The 19,050-nt window shown below is 57.4% G+C and carries 16 protein-coding genes; 13 read left to right on the forward strand and 3 right to left on the reverse strand.

The window, feature by feature from the left end:
• The first annotated feature begins 56 nt into the window (after positions 1-56).
• From ACR0NZ_RS08740 to ACR0NZ_RS08765, 6 genes are read left to right on the forward strand one after another with little or no spacing between them, the layout of a single operon-like run.
• Positions 57-2,510 carry an FAD-dependent oxidoreductase gene (locus tag ACR0NZ_RS08740; RefSeq protein ID WP_480518300.1) on the forward strand — a complete coding sequence of 818 codons (2,454 nt, stop codon included), beginning with the start codon at positions 57-59 and terminating at the stop codon, positions 2,508-2,510.
• Positions 2,510-3,592, forward strand: coding sequence for an alcohol dehydrogenase family protein (locus tag ACR0NZ_RS08745; RefSeq protein WP_480518302.1), 1,083 nt, complete (start codon positions 2,510-2,512; stop codon positions 3,590-3,592). Before ACR0NZ_RS08740 ends, ACR0NZ_RS08745 begins: the two co-directional genes overlap by 1 nt.
• Entirely contained in the window at positions 3,589-4,167 is a 579-nt protein-coding gene (locus tag ACR0NZ_RS08750) for a dimethylsulfonioproprionate lyase family protein (RefSeq protein WP_480518304.1), read from the forward strand. The genes ACR0NZ_RS08745 and ACR0NZ_RS08750 overlap by 4 nt, the downstream gene beginning before the upstream one ends.
• Entirely contained in the window at positions 4,164-5,270 is a 1,107-nt protein-coding gene (locus ACR0NZ_RS08755; protein WP_480518306.1) for a mandelate racemase/muconate lactonizing enzyme family protein, read from the forward strand. Before ACR0NZ_RS08750 ends, ACR0NZ_RS08755 begins: the two co-directional genes overlap by 4 nt.
• Positions 5,267-6,370, forward strand: a complete 1,104-nt coding sequence (locus ACR0NZ_RS08760) for a mandelate racemase/muconate lactonizing enzyme family protein (RefSeq protein ID WP_480518308.1) — start codon at positions 5,267-5,269, stop codon at positions 6,368-6,370. The genes ACR0NZ_RS08755 and ACR0NZ_RS08760 overlap by 4 nt, the downstream gene beginning before the upstream one ends.
• Position 6,371: 1 nt before the next feature.
• Positions 6,372-7,643: an aspartate aminotransferase family protein gene (locus ACR0NZ_RS08765; protein ID WP_480518310.1), complete on the forward strand. Its 1,272-nt coding sequence runs from the start codon at positions 6,372-6,374 to the stop codon at positions 7,641-7,643.
• 223 nt (positions 7,644-7,866) lie between these two features.
• On the opposite strand, the gene hemC is transcribed toward ACR0NZ_RS08765, so the two are convergent.
• Positions 7,867-8,832, reverse strand: a complete 966-nt coding sequence (gene hemC / locus ACR0NZ_RS08770) for a hydroxymethylbilane synthase (RefSeq protein ID WP_480518312.1) — start codon at positions 8,830-8,832, stop codon at positions 7,867-7,869.
• 106 nt (positions 8,833-8,938) lie between these two features.
• Here hemC and hemE point away from each other — a divergent pair, with 106 nt between their 5' ends.
• A complete protein-coding gene (gene hemE, locus ACR0NZ_RS08775) occupies positions 8,939-9,973 on the forward strand; it encodes a uroporphyrinogen decarboxylase (protein ID WP_480518314.1) in 1,035 nt (344 codons plus the stop codon).
• An 81-nt stretch (positions 9,974-10,054) separates the two neighbouring features.
• On the opposite strand, the gene ACR0NZ_RS08780 is transcribed toward hemE, so the two are convergent.
• On the reverse strand, positions 10,055-11,143 hold the full coding sequence (locus ACR0NZ_RS08780) for a CaiB/BaiF CoA transferase family protein (protein ID WP_480518316.1): 1,089 nt from the start codon (positions 11,141-11,143) through the stop codon (positions 10,055-10,057).
• Between the two features lie 170 nt (positions 11,144-11,313).
• Between ACR0NZ_RS08780 and ACR0NZ_RS08785 the strand changes: the two genes are divergently transcribed.
• From ACR0NZ_RS08785 to uvrC, 6 genes are all read left to right on the forward strand, one after another.
• On the forward strand, positions 11,314-12,243 hold the full coding sequence (locus ACR0NZ_RS08785) for an ABC transporter ATP-binding protein (protein WP_480474917.1): 930 nt from the start codon (positions 11,314-11,316) through the stop codon (positions 12,241-12,243).
• Positions 12,240-13,001, forward strand: a complete 762-nt coding sequence (locus ACR0NZ_RS08790; protein WP_209598717.1) for an ABC transporter permease — start codon at positions 12,240-12,242, stop codon at positions 12,999-13,001. Before ACR0NZ_RS08785 ends, ACR0NZ_RS08790 begins: the two co-directional genes overlap by 4 nt.
• A 114-nt stretch (positions 13,002-13,115) precedes the next feature.
• Positions 13,116-13,913, forward strand: coding sequence for a S49 family peptidase (locus ACR0NZ_RS08795; protein ID WP_480518318.1), 798 nt, complete (start codon positions 13,116-13,118; stop codon positions 13,911-13,913).
• Positions 13,914-14,084: 171 nt separating this feature from the next.
• Complete coding sequence (locus tag ACR0NZ_RS08800; RefSeq protein ID WP_480518634.1) at positions 14,085-15,047, forward strand: calcium/sodium antiporter; 963 nt, start codon at positions 14,085-14,087, stop codon at positions 15,045-15,047.
• 21 nt (positions 15,048-15,068) lie between these two features.
• The gene (locus ACR0NZ_RS08805) at positions 15,069-15,848 is read left to right on the forward strand and encodes an SDR family oxidoreductase (protein WP_480518320.1); all 780 of its coding nucleotides are present in this window, start codon (positions 15,069-15,071) and stop codon (positions 15,846-15,848) included.
• Between the two features lie 290 nt (positions 15,849-16,138).
• Positions 16,139-18,001 carry an excinuclease ABC subunit UvrC gene (gene uvrC / locus ACR0NZ_RS08810; protein ID WP_480494396.1) on the forward strand — a complete coding sequence of 621 codons (1,863 nt, stop codon included), beginning with the start codon at positions 16,139-16,141 and terminating at the stop codon, positions 17,999-18,001.
• Here uvrC and ACR0NZ_RS08815 read toward each other — a convergent pair.
• Positions 17,998-18,882 carry a DMT family transporter gene (locus tag ACR0NZ_RS08815; protein ID WP_480518322.1) on the reverse strand — a complete coding sequence of 295 codons (885 nt, stop codon included), beginning with the start codon at positions 18,880-18,882 and terminating at the stop codon, positions 17,998-18,000. The genes uvrC and ACR0NZ_RS08815 overlap by 4 nt on opposite strands.
• Positions 18,883-19,050 lie beyond the last annotated feature (168 nt).

A 19,050-nucleotide genomic window follows, 5' to 3' on the forward strand; every position in this document is an offset into this window, starting at 1 on the left:
TACAAATGTGGAATTAGCCTGTCGAGCAGAAAAGCGACTCGGGAAGAGGAAAAATCATGTCCGGGAATGAACTGCCGTCACACGCACGTGTGGTCATCGTCGGAGGCGGCGTCATGGGCGTTGGTCTGGCCTACCATCTGGCCCATGAAGGCTGGGGCGAAGAGACTGTTCTGCTGGAAAAGGCCGAGCTGACCAGCGGCAGTACATGGCATGCGGCAGGGCAGATTACGCATTCAACCTCAAGCTTTGGTCTGGGCAAATGCGTCGATTACAACATCAGTTTGTATTCCGGCCTGCTTGAGGCCGAGACAGGTCAGCCTGTCACATGGCATGGCTGCGGCTCGTTCCGTCTCGCATATACCGAGGATGAGATGGATTGGCTGCGCCATACCCTGTCGGTGGGCCGGTCGCTGGGTTTCAATATCGAACTTGTCGGTCCCGAGAAGGTGGCTGAACTGCATCCATTCTATAACCTTGATGGTGTTCTGGGCGCGCTGCATACACCGGATGACGGGCATGTGGATCCGACCAATGTGACCATGGCGATGGCAGCCGGGGCACGCCAGAAGGGCGTGCGCATCTTCCGCAGCTGCCGGGCGACGAACATCACGCAGGGCGCAAACGGCGAATGGATTGTTGAGACCGAACAGGGCACCATCATCTGTGAGCATGTGGTGAACGCGGGCGGCACCTACGCGCGCCAGATGGGCGAATGGTCCGGGCTGCAACTGCCCATGACGTCAATGACGCACCATTATTTCGTGACTGAGCCAGTGCCCGAATTCCAGAACTTGGACAAGGAACTGCCGGTGATCCGCGATGACCGCAAAGTCTCGGGCTATATCCGGATGGAGCAGCAGCGCGGCCTGATCGGAATATACGAGAAAGAGAATCCGAACTCGGTCTGGCATGATCATTGCCCTTGGGAGTACGAGAACTGGTTGTTCGACGCGGATTATGACCGGGTAATGCCATGGCTAGAGGAAAGTCTGAACCGGATGCCGATTTTTTCCGAACTGGGCATTCAACGTGATGTGCATGGGGCGATATCACATCCGCCGGACGGCAACCCCTTGATCGGTCCTGCGCCGGGTGTGCGAAATTACTGGTGCTGTTGCGGAACGCAGATCGGCATCGGCTGGGGGCCGGGTCTGACCCGTGAACTGGCCCGCTGGATGGTGCATGGGGCTGCCGATATCTCGATGCGGGATTTCGATCCGCGCCGCTTTGGCAGCTATGCCAGCAAAGACTGGCAGGTGATCAAGGCCGAGGAAGATTATTGCTTACGTCACGAAATCCCGTTTCCACACTTCAATCGACTTGCAGGGCGTCCGATCAAGCCGTCGCCACTGTATGAGTTGCTGAAGTCCAAGGGCGCGGTACATGAAGAGGTCTATGGCTTCGAACGCCCCCGCTGGTTCGCCCGCGATGGCGCGGAACAGCGCGATCACTATTCCTTCCGCCGCACTCCTGCCGACGACATGGTCGCGGCCGAGGTCAAGGCAGTGCGCGAACGTGTCGGCATCATGGATGTCACCGCCTTCACCAAAGTCGAAGTATCGGGGCCGGATGCCTATACCCTACTTGATCGGTTGACTGCTAACAGGATGCCGCAAAAGGTTGGCTCGATCACGCTGACCCATATGTTGAACCGCCGTGGCCGGATCGAGTTGGAGACTACGATTGTCCGCATCGCCGAAGACCGCTTCTATCTGGTCTGTGCGGCGTTCTTCGAACAGCGCTTGCTTGATCACCTGGCGCATCAGCGTAAGGGTGAAGTTGTGCAGATCACCGCGCTGTCTTCTGATTGGTCGGCCTTGTCGCTAAACGGCCCCAGATCACGCGAAGTTCTGGCGCGCTGTACGGATACCGATCTGAGCAATGCCGGGTTCCGCTGGCTGTCGGCGCAAGAGGTCACGATTGCCGGTCATAAACTCTGGGCGTTTCGCATGTCTTATGCGGGCGAACTGGGTTGGGAACTGCATATGCCTAACGCTGCCTGCCTTGATGTCTACAATGCGCTATGGGCTGCAGGCGAGGTGTACGGCATCGCAGACTATGGCAGTTTCGCCATGAACGTGATGCGGATGGAGAAGGGCTTCAAAGGGGCAGGTGAGCTGACCAACGAGGTCACGCTGGCCGAAGCTGACGCGCTGCGCTTTGCCCGTACGGGCAAGGACTACCTGGGCAGGGACAAGACGCTGAACACCGATTTGCCATGGATATGTGCCTATTTGCAAATCGAGCCGGATGGCGAAATTGACGGCCATGGAGGCGAGGCGGTGATGCTGGACGGGCGTGTCATAGGCTCGACGGCTTCGGTCGCGTTCGGTCACACGGTCGGTAAGATATTGGCCTTTGCATACATCAAACCCGAAGCAGCAAAAGCGGGAACCGAATTGGAGGTCGTGATTCACGGCAAGCCGCGTCCGGCCCGAGTACTGGATAAGCCCGCCTACGATCCAGACAGCCTGCTGCCCCGCATAGACGCAGTAGTGGAGACCGCCTGATGAACCTGCCCACCACAATGAAAGCCATGGTCACGATGGGCCATGGAGGTTTAGAGCAGATAGTTTGGCACGATAACTGGCCGCGTCCTGAACCTGCGGAGGGTGAAGTGCTGATCAAGGTTGCGGCATGTGGGCTGAACAATACGGACGTCAACACGCGATCAGGTTGGTACTCCAAGACGGTCACAGCCGCGACGACCGGTGGTGCGTTTGAAGAGGTTGGCGAAGATGATCCCACCTGGGGCGGTAATCCGATCACCTTCCCGCGAATTCAAGGGGCCGATATCTGCGGGCATATCGTTGTCGTCGGCGAAGGTGTTGACCGGGGGCGTATTGGAGAGCGTGTTATCACGGATGGCTGGCTGCGCGACCCGGTGGAACCCGACAATATGGACAAGACTGGCTATTTCGGCTCGGAACGGGATGGCGGATTTGCCGAATACGCGACAACTCTGGCGGTGAACGCTGTGGCAATCACCTCGGACCTGACGGATGCTGAACTGGCAACTTTTTCCTGCTCTTACTCCACCGCCGAAGGCATGTTGACCCGTGCCAATGTGACCGGCGAGGATACGGTTTTGGTTCCAGGTGCTTCCGGCGGTGTGGGCGGCGCGCTTGTGCAACTGGCCAAACGGCGCGGTGCGCGGGTGATCGCGATGGCATCCGAATCCAAACACGCGGACGTGGCCAGACTTGGCCCCGACGTCATTCTGCCACGCGCACCTGCGAACCTGCGCAAGGTGCTGGGCTCGGAAAAGATCAGTGTGGTTGCCGATGTCGTGGGCGGGCCATACTGGCCGAACCTGATCGACATATTGGAACGGGGTGGCCGTTACACCTGTTCGGGCGCAATTGCAGGCCCGATCGTCGAACTTGATCTGCGCACATTCTACCTGCGCGACCTGACCTTCACCGGTTCGACCGTCATTGATCCTCAGGTCATGAAGAACCTCGTAACATACATCGAGGCTGGTGAGATCAAGCCAGCGCTTGCCGCGACGTACCCGTTGGAGGATCTCCGAGATGCGCAAGCCGCGTTCATTGCGAAAGAGCACACCGGCAACATCGTGGTGATGCCATGACGCTTGACGATGTTCTTAAAGCTGCCCGGCAAATGCACCATGCGCATCCGGATCTGGCTGCGTTCGCGCCTTGGCCGGGTGATCTGACCCCGACGGGGTTGGATCCCGCACCCATTCTTGCAACGAGACTGGTGGCAGCCTTCGATCTTCTTGAAGACGCGCCAACCCGTGATCTGATCACGGCGGTCAAAGCGACGGCGCATCTGGGACATTGGAAACACACCTACACCGAAGACGAAGTTGGTGCGGATTTCCTGAACCGATACGGCTATTATGAGCTGTTCGGTCCAACCGGACATTTTCACTCGACCCTGCTGCGTGGCTACATCGCGTATTGGGGGGCTGGCCTGAATTACGATTGGCACAGCCATCAGGCCGAAGAACTTTACCTCGTTCTTGGCGGAGGTGCGTTGTTCAAGGTCGATGGGGACGAAACTTATATTGGTGCCAATCAAACGCGCTTGCACGCAAGTTGGCAAAGTCATGCCATGGTCACCACAGATCAGCCGATCCTGACCTATGTCCTGTGGCGCGGTGAAGGCATGGGTGACTTGCCCCGGATGGATATCGCATGAAGATCAAAGCTATCACTGTATATCATATCGATCTCCCGCTTGAGCATCCATATTGGTTGTCTGGTGGGCGGCTGAAATTCGAAACCCTTGACGCGACACTCGTGAAAATCGAAACCGATGCGGGGTTTGTTGGCTGGGGTGAAGGGACCCCATGGGGCCATACCTATGTGCCCGCGCATGGACCGGGTATCCGCGCCGGAATTGAAACGATGGCGCCGTTCATTCTGGGCCTGGATCCGCGACGGGTTTTGGAGGTGGAACGGGCGATGGATCTTACCTTGCCCGGGCACCTTTATGCCAAAAGCCCAATTGATATGGCCTGCTGGGATATCGCGGGTCAGGCGGCGGGTGTGCCGATTGCCGATCTGATGGGGGGTGGATCGCGGACACCGCGCCCGATTGCGTCCTCGGTCGGGGCGAAATCCGTCGATGAAACGCGCGCGGTCATAGAGCGGTACCGCCAGCGGGGCTACATCGCCCATTCCGTGAAGATCGGTGGTGACGTTGAAAGGGACATCGCGCGTGTTCGCGATGTCGAGAGTATTCGGCGACCCGGCGAGATCGTTCTTTATGATGTCAATCGTGGCTGGACGCGTCAGCAAGCGTTGCGTGTGATGAGCACCTGCGCGGACCTTAATGTCATGTTCGAACAACCTTGTGAGACGCTGGATGACATTGCTGCAATCTCGGGGCTTCATTCGTCGCCCGTTTCAGTGGACGAAAGCCTTGTGACTTTACAGGATGCGGCCCGTATCGCCCGCGATGGTCTGGCTCAGATTTTCGGGATCAAGTTGAACCGCGTCGGCGGGCTGACCAAGGCTGCGCGCATGCGGGATATCGCGTTGGCCCATGGGATAGACATGTTCGTAATGGCCACTGGCGGTACGGTTCTGGCCGATACCGAAGCATTGCATCTGGCCGCGACCATCCCGGATAACAACTGCCTTGCCGTATGGGCCTGTCAGGACATGATCGCGGTCGATATTGCCGGGGGACGTGGGCCTCGGAATGTTGATGGCCACTTGCACCTGCCAGAAGAACCTGGGCTTGGCGTTCATCCGGATGAAAGCACATTAGGTGATCCAGTGGGAGTATACGCTTGAAAATCAACAAGATAACGCTCTGGTCTGTCGATCTGACAAGTCACGAAACGTACCACATGGCTGACGGCAAGACTTGTGCCACTGTGAAATCCCATATTCTGAGCCTTGAAACGGATACCGGTCACAGGGGATGGGGTGAGGTCTGCCCGATCCCGCATTACCTGCCGGCCTATGCGGATGGGGTGCCGGGAGCCATTGCTGAGATGGGGCCTGAAATCCTCGGGATCACTCCTTTTGGTATAGACGCCCCTATGCGCAAGCTGGACGGGTTTCTGCAAGGGCATCAATACGCGAAATCGATCGTCGATATCGCGCTTTGGGACCTGTTCGGTCAGGCGGCAGGGTTGCCGGTTTATGCGGTGTTGGGTGGGCGAACGCAGGCGGATATGCCGCTCTATCATTCGATCACCTGCATCGCACCGGACGAGATGGCGCGTATTGCCAAATCCGCTTTTCAAACCGGAATCCGGCAGTTTCAGGTCAAGCTGGGCGTCGAGGGAGATTGGCAGGCGGATGCCGAGCGGCTGATCAAAGTGCGCGAAGCCGTGGGAACCGGGCCGTTGGTATATGGTGACTGGAATTGTGGAGCATCGCGATTGCAGGCGACCCGTACCGGGCGTGCGGTGGCACATCTAGACGTGATGTTGGAACAGCCCTGCAAAACGCTGGAAGACTGTGCCGCTGTCCGTCAGGCTACTGGTCTTCCGATGAAAATCGACGAGAGTGCCTTTGATCTTGCCTCGCTTTTGCGTGCGTATGAACTGGGTTGCATGGATGCGGTGGCGCTTAAACTTTCGAAATTCGGCGGATTGTCAGCAATGCGTCGTGCACGGGATCTGACCGTGCATCTGGGTGCCGAGATTTGCGCGGAATGCACATGGGGGTCTGACATTATTACTGCGGCTTCACTTCACTTTGCGGCGTCGACGCCGAAAGGTTCTCTGATGAACACGTGCGACTTGTCGTCTTACGTGGCCCCGCGTCTGTGTCCTGATGCACCAATTCGTGAAAACGGCCGGATTGCTCCGCCCGAAGGTCCGGGTTTAGGTGTTGTGCCGGACCTCGATATCCTTGGCACCCCAATTCTGGAGATCGACTGAGATGCTGAAAATCCAATCACAATCCGAATGGATTGCTCGCGCGAACGAAGTTCTACCCGCCGGGGGGTTTGGCAACTTTGATCCGGGCATCATCATCGCCCGTGGTGAAGGCAGCCGTGTCTGGGACGAGGATGGCGACGAATATGTCGATTACCTGATCGGGTCGGGTCCGATGCTGCTGGGTCATGGCCACCCTGAAGTGATGGAAGCCGTTTTGGAACAGCTGCCCAAAGGGATGACGTTTTTTGCCAACAACAGAAAAGGAATCGAACTGGCCGAGGCCATCATCGACGCCGTTCCCTGCTGCGAGCAGGTGCGCTTTGTCGCGTCGGGAGGCGAAGCCGACATGTATGCGATTCGCCTGGCGCGGGCTTATACCGGGCGCAGCAAGATCCTGAAGTTTGAAGGCGGTTACCACGGTATGAGCGCCGAGGCGCAGATGAGCCTTGCCCCAAGCCGCAGAGTTAATTTCCCGCAGGCTGTTCCCGACAGCGCCGGTATCCCCGACAGCGTGGCCGAGCAAATGCTGATCGCGCCCTTTAACGATCTGGAAGCCGTCGCTGCTTTGCTGGATGAAAATGACGACGTTGCCGCGATTATAGTCGAGCCTTTGCAACGGATCATCCCGCCAATGCCGGGATATTTGCAGGGCCTCCGAGCTCTGTGTGATCAACATGGTGTGCTGTTGATCTTTGATGAGATCGTCACCGGATTCCGGCTGGCTTATGGCGGGGCGCAGGAACGATACAGGGTCACACCGGATATCTGCACTTTGGGAAAGATCACGGGCGGCGGCTTCCCTCTGGCTGCGCTTGGTGCCAGCGTCGAGATCATGAAGCATTTCGATAAGTCGAAGGTCGGGGAAGAAGGTTGGCTGATGCAGTTGGGTACCCTCTCGGGGAATCCGGTCGCCTCGGCCGCTGGGCTGAAGACGATGGAGATTTTGCGGCGTGAAGGCGCGTATGAGCGTTTGCGCGCAATTGGAAAACACTTGCAGCAGATTCAGTCGGACGCCTTGAATGAAGCGGGCATCGCGCATCGGATTTGCGGTGACGAGACTTTGTTTGACATCTATTTCACCAACGCCGAGTGCCGTGATTATCGCAGCGCAAACCACGATGATCCACAGCGCAACGCCACTTATAATGCGGTGCTGCGCGCCCATGGAATCTTCAAGTCTCCGGGCAAGCTTTATCCGTCGCTGGCGATCACCGATGCGGATCTGGAACAGACACGCATCGCCGTCCGTCACGCGGTTGATGCCATTTCCTGAAGGTTGGATGTATACAACGTAAACGGGTCGCGGTTGAGTTCAACAGCGACCCGCTACCTTTGGAAGTCGGGGGTCAGCCTCGCCCCCTCGAATACTGATTAAATCACCGGCAATCTGAAAACTTTTCGATACTTTCGAGACTGACCCGACTTCCTCATCGGTATGTCACTTTAATGCCCGAGAATCTCGGTGGCCACAGTGATCAAGTTCACACTGCCTTAAATTAATTTGAATTTTTCCAATCAAAAAAACCTGGACCCGCCTGTTCCAACAGTTCCGCAGCCATCGTGCGGGCCATTTCCGGCCCGTCTTTGACAGAACCGGTCACTTCTCTGTTCACGATTTCCGACCCATCTGGGCGCAGGACTTCACCGCGCAGCCTTAAGTTGTTTCCATCCAACTCTGCCAGGCCAGCGATCGGAGTTTCGCAAGACCCGTCCAGCGCGGCCAGCAAGGTGCGTTCGGCGGCCAGCCGCCATCCTGTTTCCGCGTGATGAATCGCTTCAAGCATTTCGGCCGCGCGCATATCGTTGCTGCGCCGTTCGATGCCAATGGTACCTTGTGCAATCGCGGGCAGCATGTCATCCGGAGAAATGGCGTTGGCTGGAACCTCGTCCATGCCCAGACGGCGAATGCCAGCCATGGCCAGAAAAGTGCAATCCGCGACCCCGGCTTCCAGCTTTTTCAGCCGCGTCTGCACGTTCCCGCGAAACTCGACCACTTTCAGATCCGGCCGCCGGTTCAGCAGCTGTGCCCGACGCCGCAATGACGAAGTGCCCACAACAGCCCCTTCGGGCAGATCGTGGATTGAGTTAAGGCGCGGCGAGATGAAAGCGTCACGCACATCCTCGCGCGGAAGGAATGTGTCCAGAACCAGCCCTTGGGGCTGTTCAACAGGCATGTCTTTCGTTGAATGCACGGCGATATCGATTTCGGCGCGCAACATCGCCTCTTCGATTTCCTTGGTGAACAGGCCCTTGTTGCCGATTTCCTTCAGCGGGCGATCCGCATCGATCATGGCGCGATTGTCGCCGGTTGTTTTGATCACGACGATTTCAAAGGCCGCTTCGGGCAGATCAAACGCATCGCTCAGGCGTTGGCGGGTTTCATAGGCCTGAGCCAGAGCCAGCGGTGAACCACGGGTGCCAATTCTGAGGGGCGATGCGGGTGTGGGCAGGGTCAAAGTCATGTGCACAGCTTTAGTCGCGTCACATTGCCCTGACAATGGGGGCTGAGCTTGACAAATTGCCGCCGAAGGACGACCCGTTGCCAAAACCGGAAGATTGGGGGCGAATATGGCCGAGACAAAGAAGCTGCTGCGGGCGCTGGCGGGTGAAGTACAGGATGTGCCGCCAATCTGGATGATGCGCCAGGCGGGCCGGTATCTGCCGGAATACCGGGCCACCCGTGCCCAGGCCGGAGATTTTCTGTCTTTATGCTATAACCCGGAACTGGCCGCCGAAGTCACATTGCAGCCAATCCGGCGCTATGGGTTTGACGCTGCGATCCTGTTTGCCGATATCCTGCTGGTGCCGCAGGCGCTGGGTGCAGATCTGTGGTTTGTGACCGGCGAAGGCCCACGTTTGTCGACTATCACGCGGCAAGCCGAGTTTGAAGCGCTGAAGCCGGTGGACGCGATTCATGAGACATTGTCGCCCGTTTATGAAACGATTCGGATCCTGTCGCGAGAATTGCCGTCTGAGACCGCGCTGATCGGGTTTGCCGGCGCGCCCTGGACGGTCGCGACCTACATGATCGCCGGGCGTGGAACACCCGATCAGGGACCAGCTCACGCTCTGCGAGAGAGCGATACTGCTTTATTCGAGGCGCTTCTGGATCGCATCACGGAGGCAACAATTGAGTATTTGTCAGCTCAGATCGACGCTGGGGCCGAGGTGGTCAAGATTTTCGACAGCTGGGCGGGTTCCCTGAAAGGTGACGCGTTTCGCAAATACGCGGTGGAACCGTGTCGTGTGATTACACAGGCCATCAAGGAGCGTCACCCCGGCATCCCGGTGATCGGTTTCCCGCGCGAGGCGGGGGAGGGGTATGTCGGGTTTGCCAAGACGACGGGTGTGGATTGCGTCGCGCTGGACAATTCGGTGTCGCCCGATTGGGCCGCCAGACATGTACAGGTTGATGGTTGTGTACAGGGAAACCTGGCCTCGTCGCATATGGTGACCGGTGGGCAGGCTCTGGTGGATGAGACGCGGCGGATTGTCGAGGCGTTCTCTAAGGGACCGCACATCTTCAACCTGGGACATGGGATCACGCCGGATGCCGATCCTGAGAATGTTCAGCTGATGATCGATACGGTACGCGGGCAGTAAGCAGGTTAAAGGGGGCCAGCCCCCTTCTTGGCCTGAGGCCAATCCATCCCCCGGGATATTTTGGGCCAGATGAAGTGCGGATCAGCGCAGGCCGTCGAGCTCTGAGAGGATCTCTTTAGTATGCTCGCCGCGCATGGGGCTGGATCTCGGGACCCAATCATGGCCTGAAAACCGTGGGGCGGCGGCGGCCTGAAATGCACCGTCAAAATCCTGCCAGCTGTTGCGATGGAGGTTCATCGGGTGTGAGCGGGCTTCGTCCGGGCTGAGGACAGGAGCAACGCAGGCATCTGTTCCGCGAAACAGGGCCTCCCAATGGTCGCGCGGTTGACTGGCGAAGATGTCGGTCAGACGGCGTGAAAGCGAAGGCCACAGAACACGGTCGTATTGCCGCTGAAACTCGGTATCGTTTGTGAGGCCCAGTAAGTTCAGAAACTGCTTATAGAATTTTGGTTCGAGGCATTGCACGGAAATAAAGCCGCCACAGGCGCAGGCGTAGGTGCTGCTCCAGTGGGGACCGTCCAACAGGCTTTGGCCCCGGGTTTCAGACAGGTTGCCGGTTTGGCGCATTGTCATAAGCAGGTTCATCATATGGGCTGAGCCGTCATAGATTGCCGCATCAACGACAGTACCTGCGCCAGTGCGCTGTGCATTGATCAGCCCGGCCAGAATGCCCGCCACAAGATACATGGCCCCACCGCCGATATCACCTACCAACGTTGGCGGGGTCTGCGGTGCATGGCCGGGATGTGAGGCATACCAGAGCGCACCGGACAGGGCGATGTAATTCAGGTCATGCCCCGCCGTGTCGGCCAGCGGGCTATCCTGCCCCCAGCCCGTCATGCGCCCGTAGACCAGTTTTGGATTGCGGGTCAGGCAGACATCCGGGCCGAGCCCCAGTTTTTCCATCACACCGGGGCGGAATCCTTCGATCAGCGCATCGGCTGTGTCGATCAGGCGAAGCGCGGTATCCAGATCATTGGCGTCCTTCAGATCAAGCGCGATGGATCTTTTGCCCCGGTCCAGCAGGGAACGTTCCGGCATACCCGGTGTCGCGGCGCCCCCTTTGCGGTGGATTGTTATCACGTTAGCGCCCAGATCTGCCAGTAACATGGCACCAAACGGGCCGGGGCCCAGACCTTCGAGTTCGACAACACGTATTCCGTTCAGCATCAGGACCCTCCGTTCCCGGCAGAGTTTGCTGGCTGGTGTCGGGATTGCAAGCCGGATGATTGCCGACGAGGACGGTCTTCCTTTTGGCAGTTGTTCATCACATGGTACGGAATGGGCCTGTTATCCCTGTATTCGGGGCGATAGGGTCTGTGCCAGAACGGGGAGCGGATATGACGACCATTTTATCCATCAGAGATCTGCGCAAATCTTACGCCGATGGGTTCGAGGCGCTGAAAGGTGTGTCTCTGGACATTGAAGAAGGCGAAATTCTTGCGCTTCTGGGGCCGAATGGGGCGGGGAAAACCACTCTGATCTCGACGATCTGCGGAATAACCACGCCAACATCCGGTGCGGTTTCAGTCGGCGGGCACGACATTCAGTCGGATTATCGCGCAGCGCGCAGGATGATCGGGCTTGTCCCGCAAGAGATCGCGCTGGAACCGTTTGAAAAGGTCTGGAACACAGTTAGGCTGTCACGCGGGTTGTTTGGGCTGGGCAAAGACAACGCCCGGATCGAGGACATTCTGCGCAAGCTCTCTCTATGGGACAAGCGCAAGAACCCCATCAAGGAGCTGTCGGGCGGCATGAAACGCCGCGTGCTGATCGCCAAGGCTCTGGCGCATGAACCACGTGTTTTGTTTCTGGATGAACCGACGGCAGGTGTGGATGTCGAGCTGCGCAAGGATATGTGGGAAATCGTAGCCGAGCTGAAACGGGACGGTGTCACCATCATTCTGACAACCCACTATATCGAAGAGGCCGAAGCCATCGCGGATCGCGTCGGCGTCATTGACAAGGGTGAGTTGCTTTTAGTGCAGGACAAAGACACGCTTATGGCGCAGATGGGCAAAAAGCAGATTGTCGTCATGCTGACCGAGCCAATCGCCAAGATTCCCGATGATTTGGCCAACCACAATCTGACCCTCAATGGCGCCGGGGATAGCCTGATCTATACCTACGATACCCATGCGGATCGCACAGGAATTACGACCCTTTTAAATGACGTGTCGCAGGCCGGGTTGGTGTTGCGCGATGTGCAGACACGGCAATCGAGCCTGGAGGAGATATTTGTCAATTTGGTTTCCGGAGAGGCGGCATGAACTGGACCGCAATTGCTGCAATCTACCGGTTCGAAATGGCCCGCTTCTTTCGCACCCTGGCGCAAAGCTTCCTGTCGCCGGTTCTTTCCACTTCGCTGTATTTCGTGGTGTTTGGCACCGCCATCGGCAGTCGAATTCAGGAGGTCGAGGGCGTATCCTACGGCGCGTTCATCGTGCCGGGCTTGATCATGCTGTCTGTAGTGATGCTGTCGATCTCGAACGCGTCTTTCGGAATTTATTTTCCCAAGTTTCTGGGCACCATCTACGAGCTGTTGTCGGCACCGGTGAATTTTATAGAAATCGTGATTGGGTATGTCGGTGCGGCGGCCACCAAAGCGCTGTTTGTGGGGTTGGTCATTCTGGCCACGTCGACCTTCTTCGTCGACATACGGATCGAACACCCCTTTGCCATGGCGGCGTTCTTGATCCTGTCATGTCTCAGCTTCTCGTTGCTAGGGTTCATCATCGGGATATGGGCCAGTAATTTTGAACAGATGTCATTGGTGCCGCAGCTTGTGGTCACGCCACTTATCTTCCTTGGCGGTACGTTTTATTCAATCTCGATGCTGCCGCCTCTGTGGCAGACGATCACGTTGTTCAATCCGGTCGTCTATCTGATTTCGGGGTTTCGCTGGTCGTTTTTCGGGCTTGCCGATGTGCCCATAGCCCTGAGTTTGCTGGCCATCATAGCCTTTACCGGGGTGTGTCTGGCGGTCATTGGCTGGATCTTCAAAACCGGCTGGCGCATTCGCAGCTAAGCCGCGCCGGGGCGTTGCATTTTTGCCGGTCGAGTGTGTGAATTTGGGTCACGTCGCGTTCAAGGTTCGAAGAGTCCCTTGTTTACGGGTTGGTGGCACTCTACATCGGCACCCATGAAGCTCAGCCTGCCGTTCGTCAAAAATCACCCATGTGTGGCCATCGTCCGCCTGTCCGGCGCCATTGGAATGGCCGGGCGCGGATCTTTGAACGACGCAACGCTTGCACCGGTTCTCGAGAAAGCATTTCGCAAGGGAAAACCTGCGGCCGTGGCGCTTGAGATCAATTCACCGGGCGGATCCCCTGTCCAAAGTTCAATGATCGGTGCGCGCATTCGGCGGTTGTCCGAGGAACTGGACGTGCCAGTTTTCGCTTTTGTCGAGGACGTCGCTGCATCCGGTGGATATTGGCTGGCCGCCGCAGCGGATGAGATCTGGGCTGATAACAGTTCCGTACTGGGATCGATCGGTGTGATCTCGGCTGGATTTGGTGCGCATGTCTTTCTGGCGCGGCAAGGGTTTGAGCGGCGGGTCCATACCGCCGGGAAATCGAAGTCCATGCTCGATCCGTTTTCACCGGAAAAGAAAGAGGACGTGGCCCGCCTGCAAGGGTTGTTAGGTGATATCCACGAGAATTTCATTGCGCATGTCAAAGATCGGCGCGGGGACAAGCTGAATCAGGAAGCTGATCTGTTCACGGGCGAGGTTTGGCTGGCGCGACGCGCGCAGGAATTGGGGTTGATCGACGGCATCGCACATCTGAAGCCAAAGATGCAGGACCGTTTCGGCGACAAGGTCAAATTTCGCCGCTATGGCGTGAAAAAACCGATCTGGACCCGGTTTGGGGCCAGCTTGGCGCAGGACGCCATCGCAGGGTTAGAGGAGCGGGCAGCCTACGCGCGTTTCGGTTTGTGACGTGATCGTAAAGGCTGTCACTCTTTTTCTGATCGCAATGGGCGTATTGGCAATGTTCGGCAAGTTGCGGTTTCCCGGGCAGAAAAGGCTAAGCTCGGCAAAATGTCCGCGATGCGGTCGGTACCGCATCGGAAAGGGCCCCTGTGCCTGTGAAAAAGGAGGCCGGGCTTGATCACAACGTGGCTGCTGTCTGGTCTTGGCCTGTTGATCCTGTTGCTGGCAGGCGATGCCTTGGTGCGGGGCGCAGTGAACCTGAGCCTGCGTTTGGGTGTCCCAGCCCTGATCGTCAGCCTTACGATTGTGGCCTTCGGCACGTCAGCGCCCGAGTTGCTGATTGCTATCAGCGCCGTCAAGGAACACGCACCGGGTATCGCGCTGGGCAATGTTGTCGGATCAAACACGGCCAATATCCTGTTGGTTCTTGGTCTTCCAGCGATGCTGGCAACGATCCATACCAGCGAATGCGACAGCCGTAGGAACTATGCCTTCATGCTGATGGCGACGGCCCTGTTCATAGGGTTGGCGTTTTGTGGAACATTCACCGTCGTCAGCGGCCTGATCCTGCTGGCGGCTTTGGGCCTGGTTCTGACGAATGCCTTTCGTGAAGCAAAGGCGCACCGCAAGGCCTGTGGCGAAGCCTGTGCGGATGATGACGATCTAGACGGCCTGGAAGAAGCCGATCCTGACATGCCTTACTGGAAGGTATCGGTTTACCTGATCCTCGGGCTTGTGGGTCTTCCGATGGGGGCGCACCTGCTGGTGGAAAATGCGACGGTCATCGCCCGGAACTATGGTGTCAGTGAAACGGTTATTGGTCTGACCTTGATTGCGGTCGGAACGTCATTGCCCGAATTGGCAACGACTGTCATGGCCGCTTTGCGCCGGCAGGCTGATGTGGCCCTAGGCAACGTGATTGGCTCAAACATGTTCAATCTTCTGGCCATTATCGGGATCGCAACCTGGTTCGGGCGTATCCCGGTCGATCCCGGTTTCCTGCATTTTGACCTTTGGGTCATGTTGGGCGCATCACTGCTTCTGGTTCCCTTTGTTGTCTTCAAGCAGGATATCTCTCGCGTTTGGGGTCTGGTGCTGACCCTCCTTTATGCGCTTTATGTCACTGTATTGCTGGTGTGATCTGACGAAACGAGGTGAAGCATGACCCGAGCTTTAGTGACCGGTGCCGGTATTCGTCTGGGTCGGGCCATGGCGCTTTATCTGGCGGGTCGTGGATATGATGTCGCCGTTCATTTTGCGTCCTCAGAACGCCCCGCGCACGAGACCGTGGCGGAGGTACAGGCATTGGATCGACGGTCGGTGGCATTGCAGGCCGATCTGCTGGACGAGGCACAGGTGCAGGACCTGCTGCCCAAAGCAGCCGAGGCTCTGGGTGGGCCGATCACCTGTCTGGTAAACAACGCATCGATCTTTGAATATGACAGCGTTCACACCGCGACCCGCCAAAGCTGGGACCGCCATCTCGACAGTAATCTGCGGGCACCGTTCGTTTTGACCCAAGCCATGGCCGGGCAGGGGCTGGCCCCGGACACGGACGAAAATGGCGAACCCCTTGCGACCGGTCTGATCATCAACATGGTGGACATGCGTGTACGCAAGCTGACACCCGAGTTCATGTCTTACACCATCGCCAAAATGGGGCTATGGACGCTGACCCGTACCTCGGCACAGGCGCTGTCCCCTGCAATCCGGGTCAATGCCATCGGACCCGGACCAACGGTACAGGGGCATCGTCAAAGCGCTGAGCATTTCCAGGCGCAACGAACGAATACTGTTCTGGAACGCGGGTCAAATCCGTCGGATATCACCGCCGCTTTGGGATATTTTCTGGATGCACACGCAGTAACGGGGCAACTGATATGCGTGGATGGCGGCCAACACCTGGGGTGGAAAACACCGGATGTTCTGGGAGTTGAATAAGCAATATCGCTGCAAGTTTTGCACCGCGCACGTTTGTGTTACCTGCGTGTTACAAAAATGTCTTTTTTTTCATACACTTGCTAAATGTGTGAAAAAATATCGTTAAAAATCAGCGTCTTGATAATGTGCCTATTTTTTGTGCATGTTAATGAAGTGGTAATGAAACAAGGGAAATTCTAAGGCTGTGAAAACTTATCTTCACACTTATCCACAGGAATCGTGGATTTGTTTTCTCTTGATCTGAAGCCCGCAAGATTGCAGCCAGTAAAAGAGAATCATATCGGAATCCCATGACTACCCACAGTGAATCGTCCCTGACCGGTTATGCCTGCATTCAGCGTTATGCAAAGACGCTGGACAGCTCACCCGGGGTGTACCGGATGCTGGATGCCGACAGTCGGGTTTTATACGTGGGCAAGGCGCGAAACCTAAAGGCGCGGGTGTCGAACTATACAAGGCCGGGTCACTCGGGCCGGATCGAGAAGATGATTTCCTCGACCGCTTCGATGATGTTTCTGACCACAAGAACGGAAACCGAGGCGCTACTGCTGGAGCAGAACCTGATCAAGCAGCTTAAACCGAAATACAATGTGCTGCTGCGGGACGACAAAAGCTTTCCCAACATCCTGGTCGCCAAGGATCATGACTTTCCGCAGATCAAAAAACACCGTGGGGCGAAGAAGGAAAAAGGCGCCTATTTCGGACCATTTGCCAGCGCGGGCGCTGTAAACCGCACATTGAACCAGCTGCAAAAGGCATTCCTGCTGCGTAACTGTTCGGATTCCATGTTCGACAGCCGCACGCGGCCCTGTCTGCTTTATCAGATCAAACGGTGTTCCGGGCCGTGTGTCGGTTTGATTTCGGAGCAGGATTACAGTGAAAGCGTCAAGGATGCAGAACGTTTCCTGTCGGGGCGCTCGACCAAGGTGCAGGAGGAACTGGCTGAACAGATGATGGCCGCGTCCGAGGCTATGGAGTTCGAACGCGCCGCCGGTCTGCGCGACCGCATCCGGGCGCTGACGCAGGTACAGACCGCGCAAGGCATCAACCCTCGTGGCGTGACCGAGGCGGATGTGATCGGCCTTTATATGGACAGCGGGCAAGCCTGTGTTCAGGTATTCTTCATCCGTGCCAACCAGAACTGGGGCAACAAGGACTTTTATCCGCGTGTTGGCCCGGATGTATCACATGCCGAAGTGATGGAGGCTTTCCTTGGCCAGTTCTACGACAACAAGGAACCACCACGGCAGTTGATCTTGTCGGACGGGATCGAAAACGCCGATCTGATGCAGGAGGCTTTGTCCGAGAAAGCCGGGCGCAAAGTCGAAATCCTTGTCCCGCTGCGGGGTGAGAAACAGGAACTGGTTGCAGGTGCCTTGCGCAATGCGCGAGAGTCTCTGGCCAGGCGCATGTCGGAAAGCGCCACGCAGGCCAAGTTGCTGCGCGGGGTGGCAGAGGCGTTTGATCTGGATAGTCCACCGGGACGGATTGAGGTCTACGATAACTCTCATATCCAAGGCACTAACGCGGTGGGTGGTATGATCGTGGCAGGGCCCGACGGGTTCATGAAAAACGCCTATCGCAAGTTCAACATTCGTGGCGACGACCTGACGCCGGGTGATGATTTCGGCATGATGAAAGAGGTTCTGAACCGTCGCTTCACCCGCCTGCAAAAAGAAGACCCGGATCGGGATAAGGGGCTTTGGCCCGACCTGCTGCTGATCGATGGCGGTGCCGGGCAGGTCAGCGCTGTGCACGAGATCATGCAGGCTCACGGGGTCGAAGACATTCCGATGGTCGGTGTTGCCAAAGGGGTCGACCGTGACCACGGCAAGGAAGAGTTTCACCGGATCGGCCAGCGCCCCTTTGCCCTAAAACGCAACGATCCGGTCTTGTACTTTATTCAACGGCTAAGGGACGAGGCGCACCGTTTTGCCATTGGCACCCACCGTGCGAAACGCGCCAAGGCTGTTGGTGCCACGCCGCTGGATGAAATTCCGGGCGTCGGGGCTGCACGCAAGCGCGCCTTGCTGACTCACTTCGGCAGCGCCAAAGCGGTAAGCCGGGCCAATCTGGCAGACCTGAAAGCGGTCGAGGGAATCTCGGCCGGGTTGGCTCAGAAAGTCTATGATTTCTTCCACGACAAGGGTTAGACCTGTCGCCCCCGCCACAGGATATAGAGGCCCGAAGCCACAATAAGCGCGCTGCCGACCCACATAGTACGGTCCAGGCTTTCGCCGAACAGGGCGATACCCAACCCGATACCGAACAGCAGTCGCGTATAGCGGAACGGGGTCACGGCAGACACTTCACCCGTGCGCATTGCGTTCATGAGCGCGGCATAGGCCATGACGCCCATCAGAACCGCGCCCGTCAGATGCAGGCTGGTGTGCAGGCTAACCGGTGCCACGGGCGCGCCTTCCCACATCCGATAGGCAAGGCCCGCGACGATAATGCTGAGGAAACCATAAAACCCCAGTACTTCGGTTCCAAGGGTCGCAGGGGCCGCGCGGCTGGCCAGATCACGCCCTGCGAACCCTAACATACCCAGCACGGCCAGCATCGACAGTAGTGAAAAACTGTCCCCGGTCGGTTGCAGAATAATGACGACTCCGATCATACCGACAAAAATCGCGCTCCATCGCCGCCAACCAACCGCTTCACCAAAGAATAACGCCGCGCCTGCGACCACAACCAAAGGCGTTGCTTGCAAGATCACGGTGGCCGAGGACAAGGGCGTCAACGCGATGGCGAGCACATAGAACAGCCGACCAAAGACTTCGAACAGCACCCGAACTTTCATCGGGCGGGACAGAACGTCTGGGTGTATCAGACGTTTTCCACGAGCCGACGCCAGCGCGGCAAAGATTACGGACCCGCCAGTCCCGAACAGAACCAGAACCTGCCAGATCGGAAGCGCGGTCGATGCTGCTTTCAGCAACGCATCCTCCAACGCAAAGCCCGCCATTGCGGCCACCATCCACAGGCTGCCGATCATGTTCGACCGGGCGTCGGTTTGAATATGCGCTGTCATCCTGTACGTTCCGCTTTGCAGTCGACGGGCAATCTGACTGCAAAGACGTGAAACGCCAAGTGCACGAGGCGCAAAGCGTCGGACCTGCGGCGCTTTGACCAAGCTGTTGTGAGTGATGTAGTTTTTTACCGGTTTGTCTTTTCTGTCTTGAACCGGCGATATAGGGTC

This window comes from Ruegeria sp. AE3 (assembly GCF_056542225.1).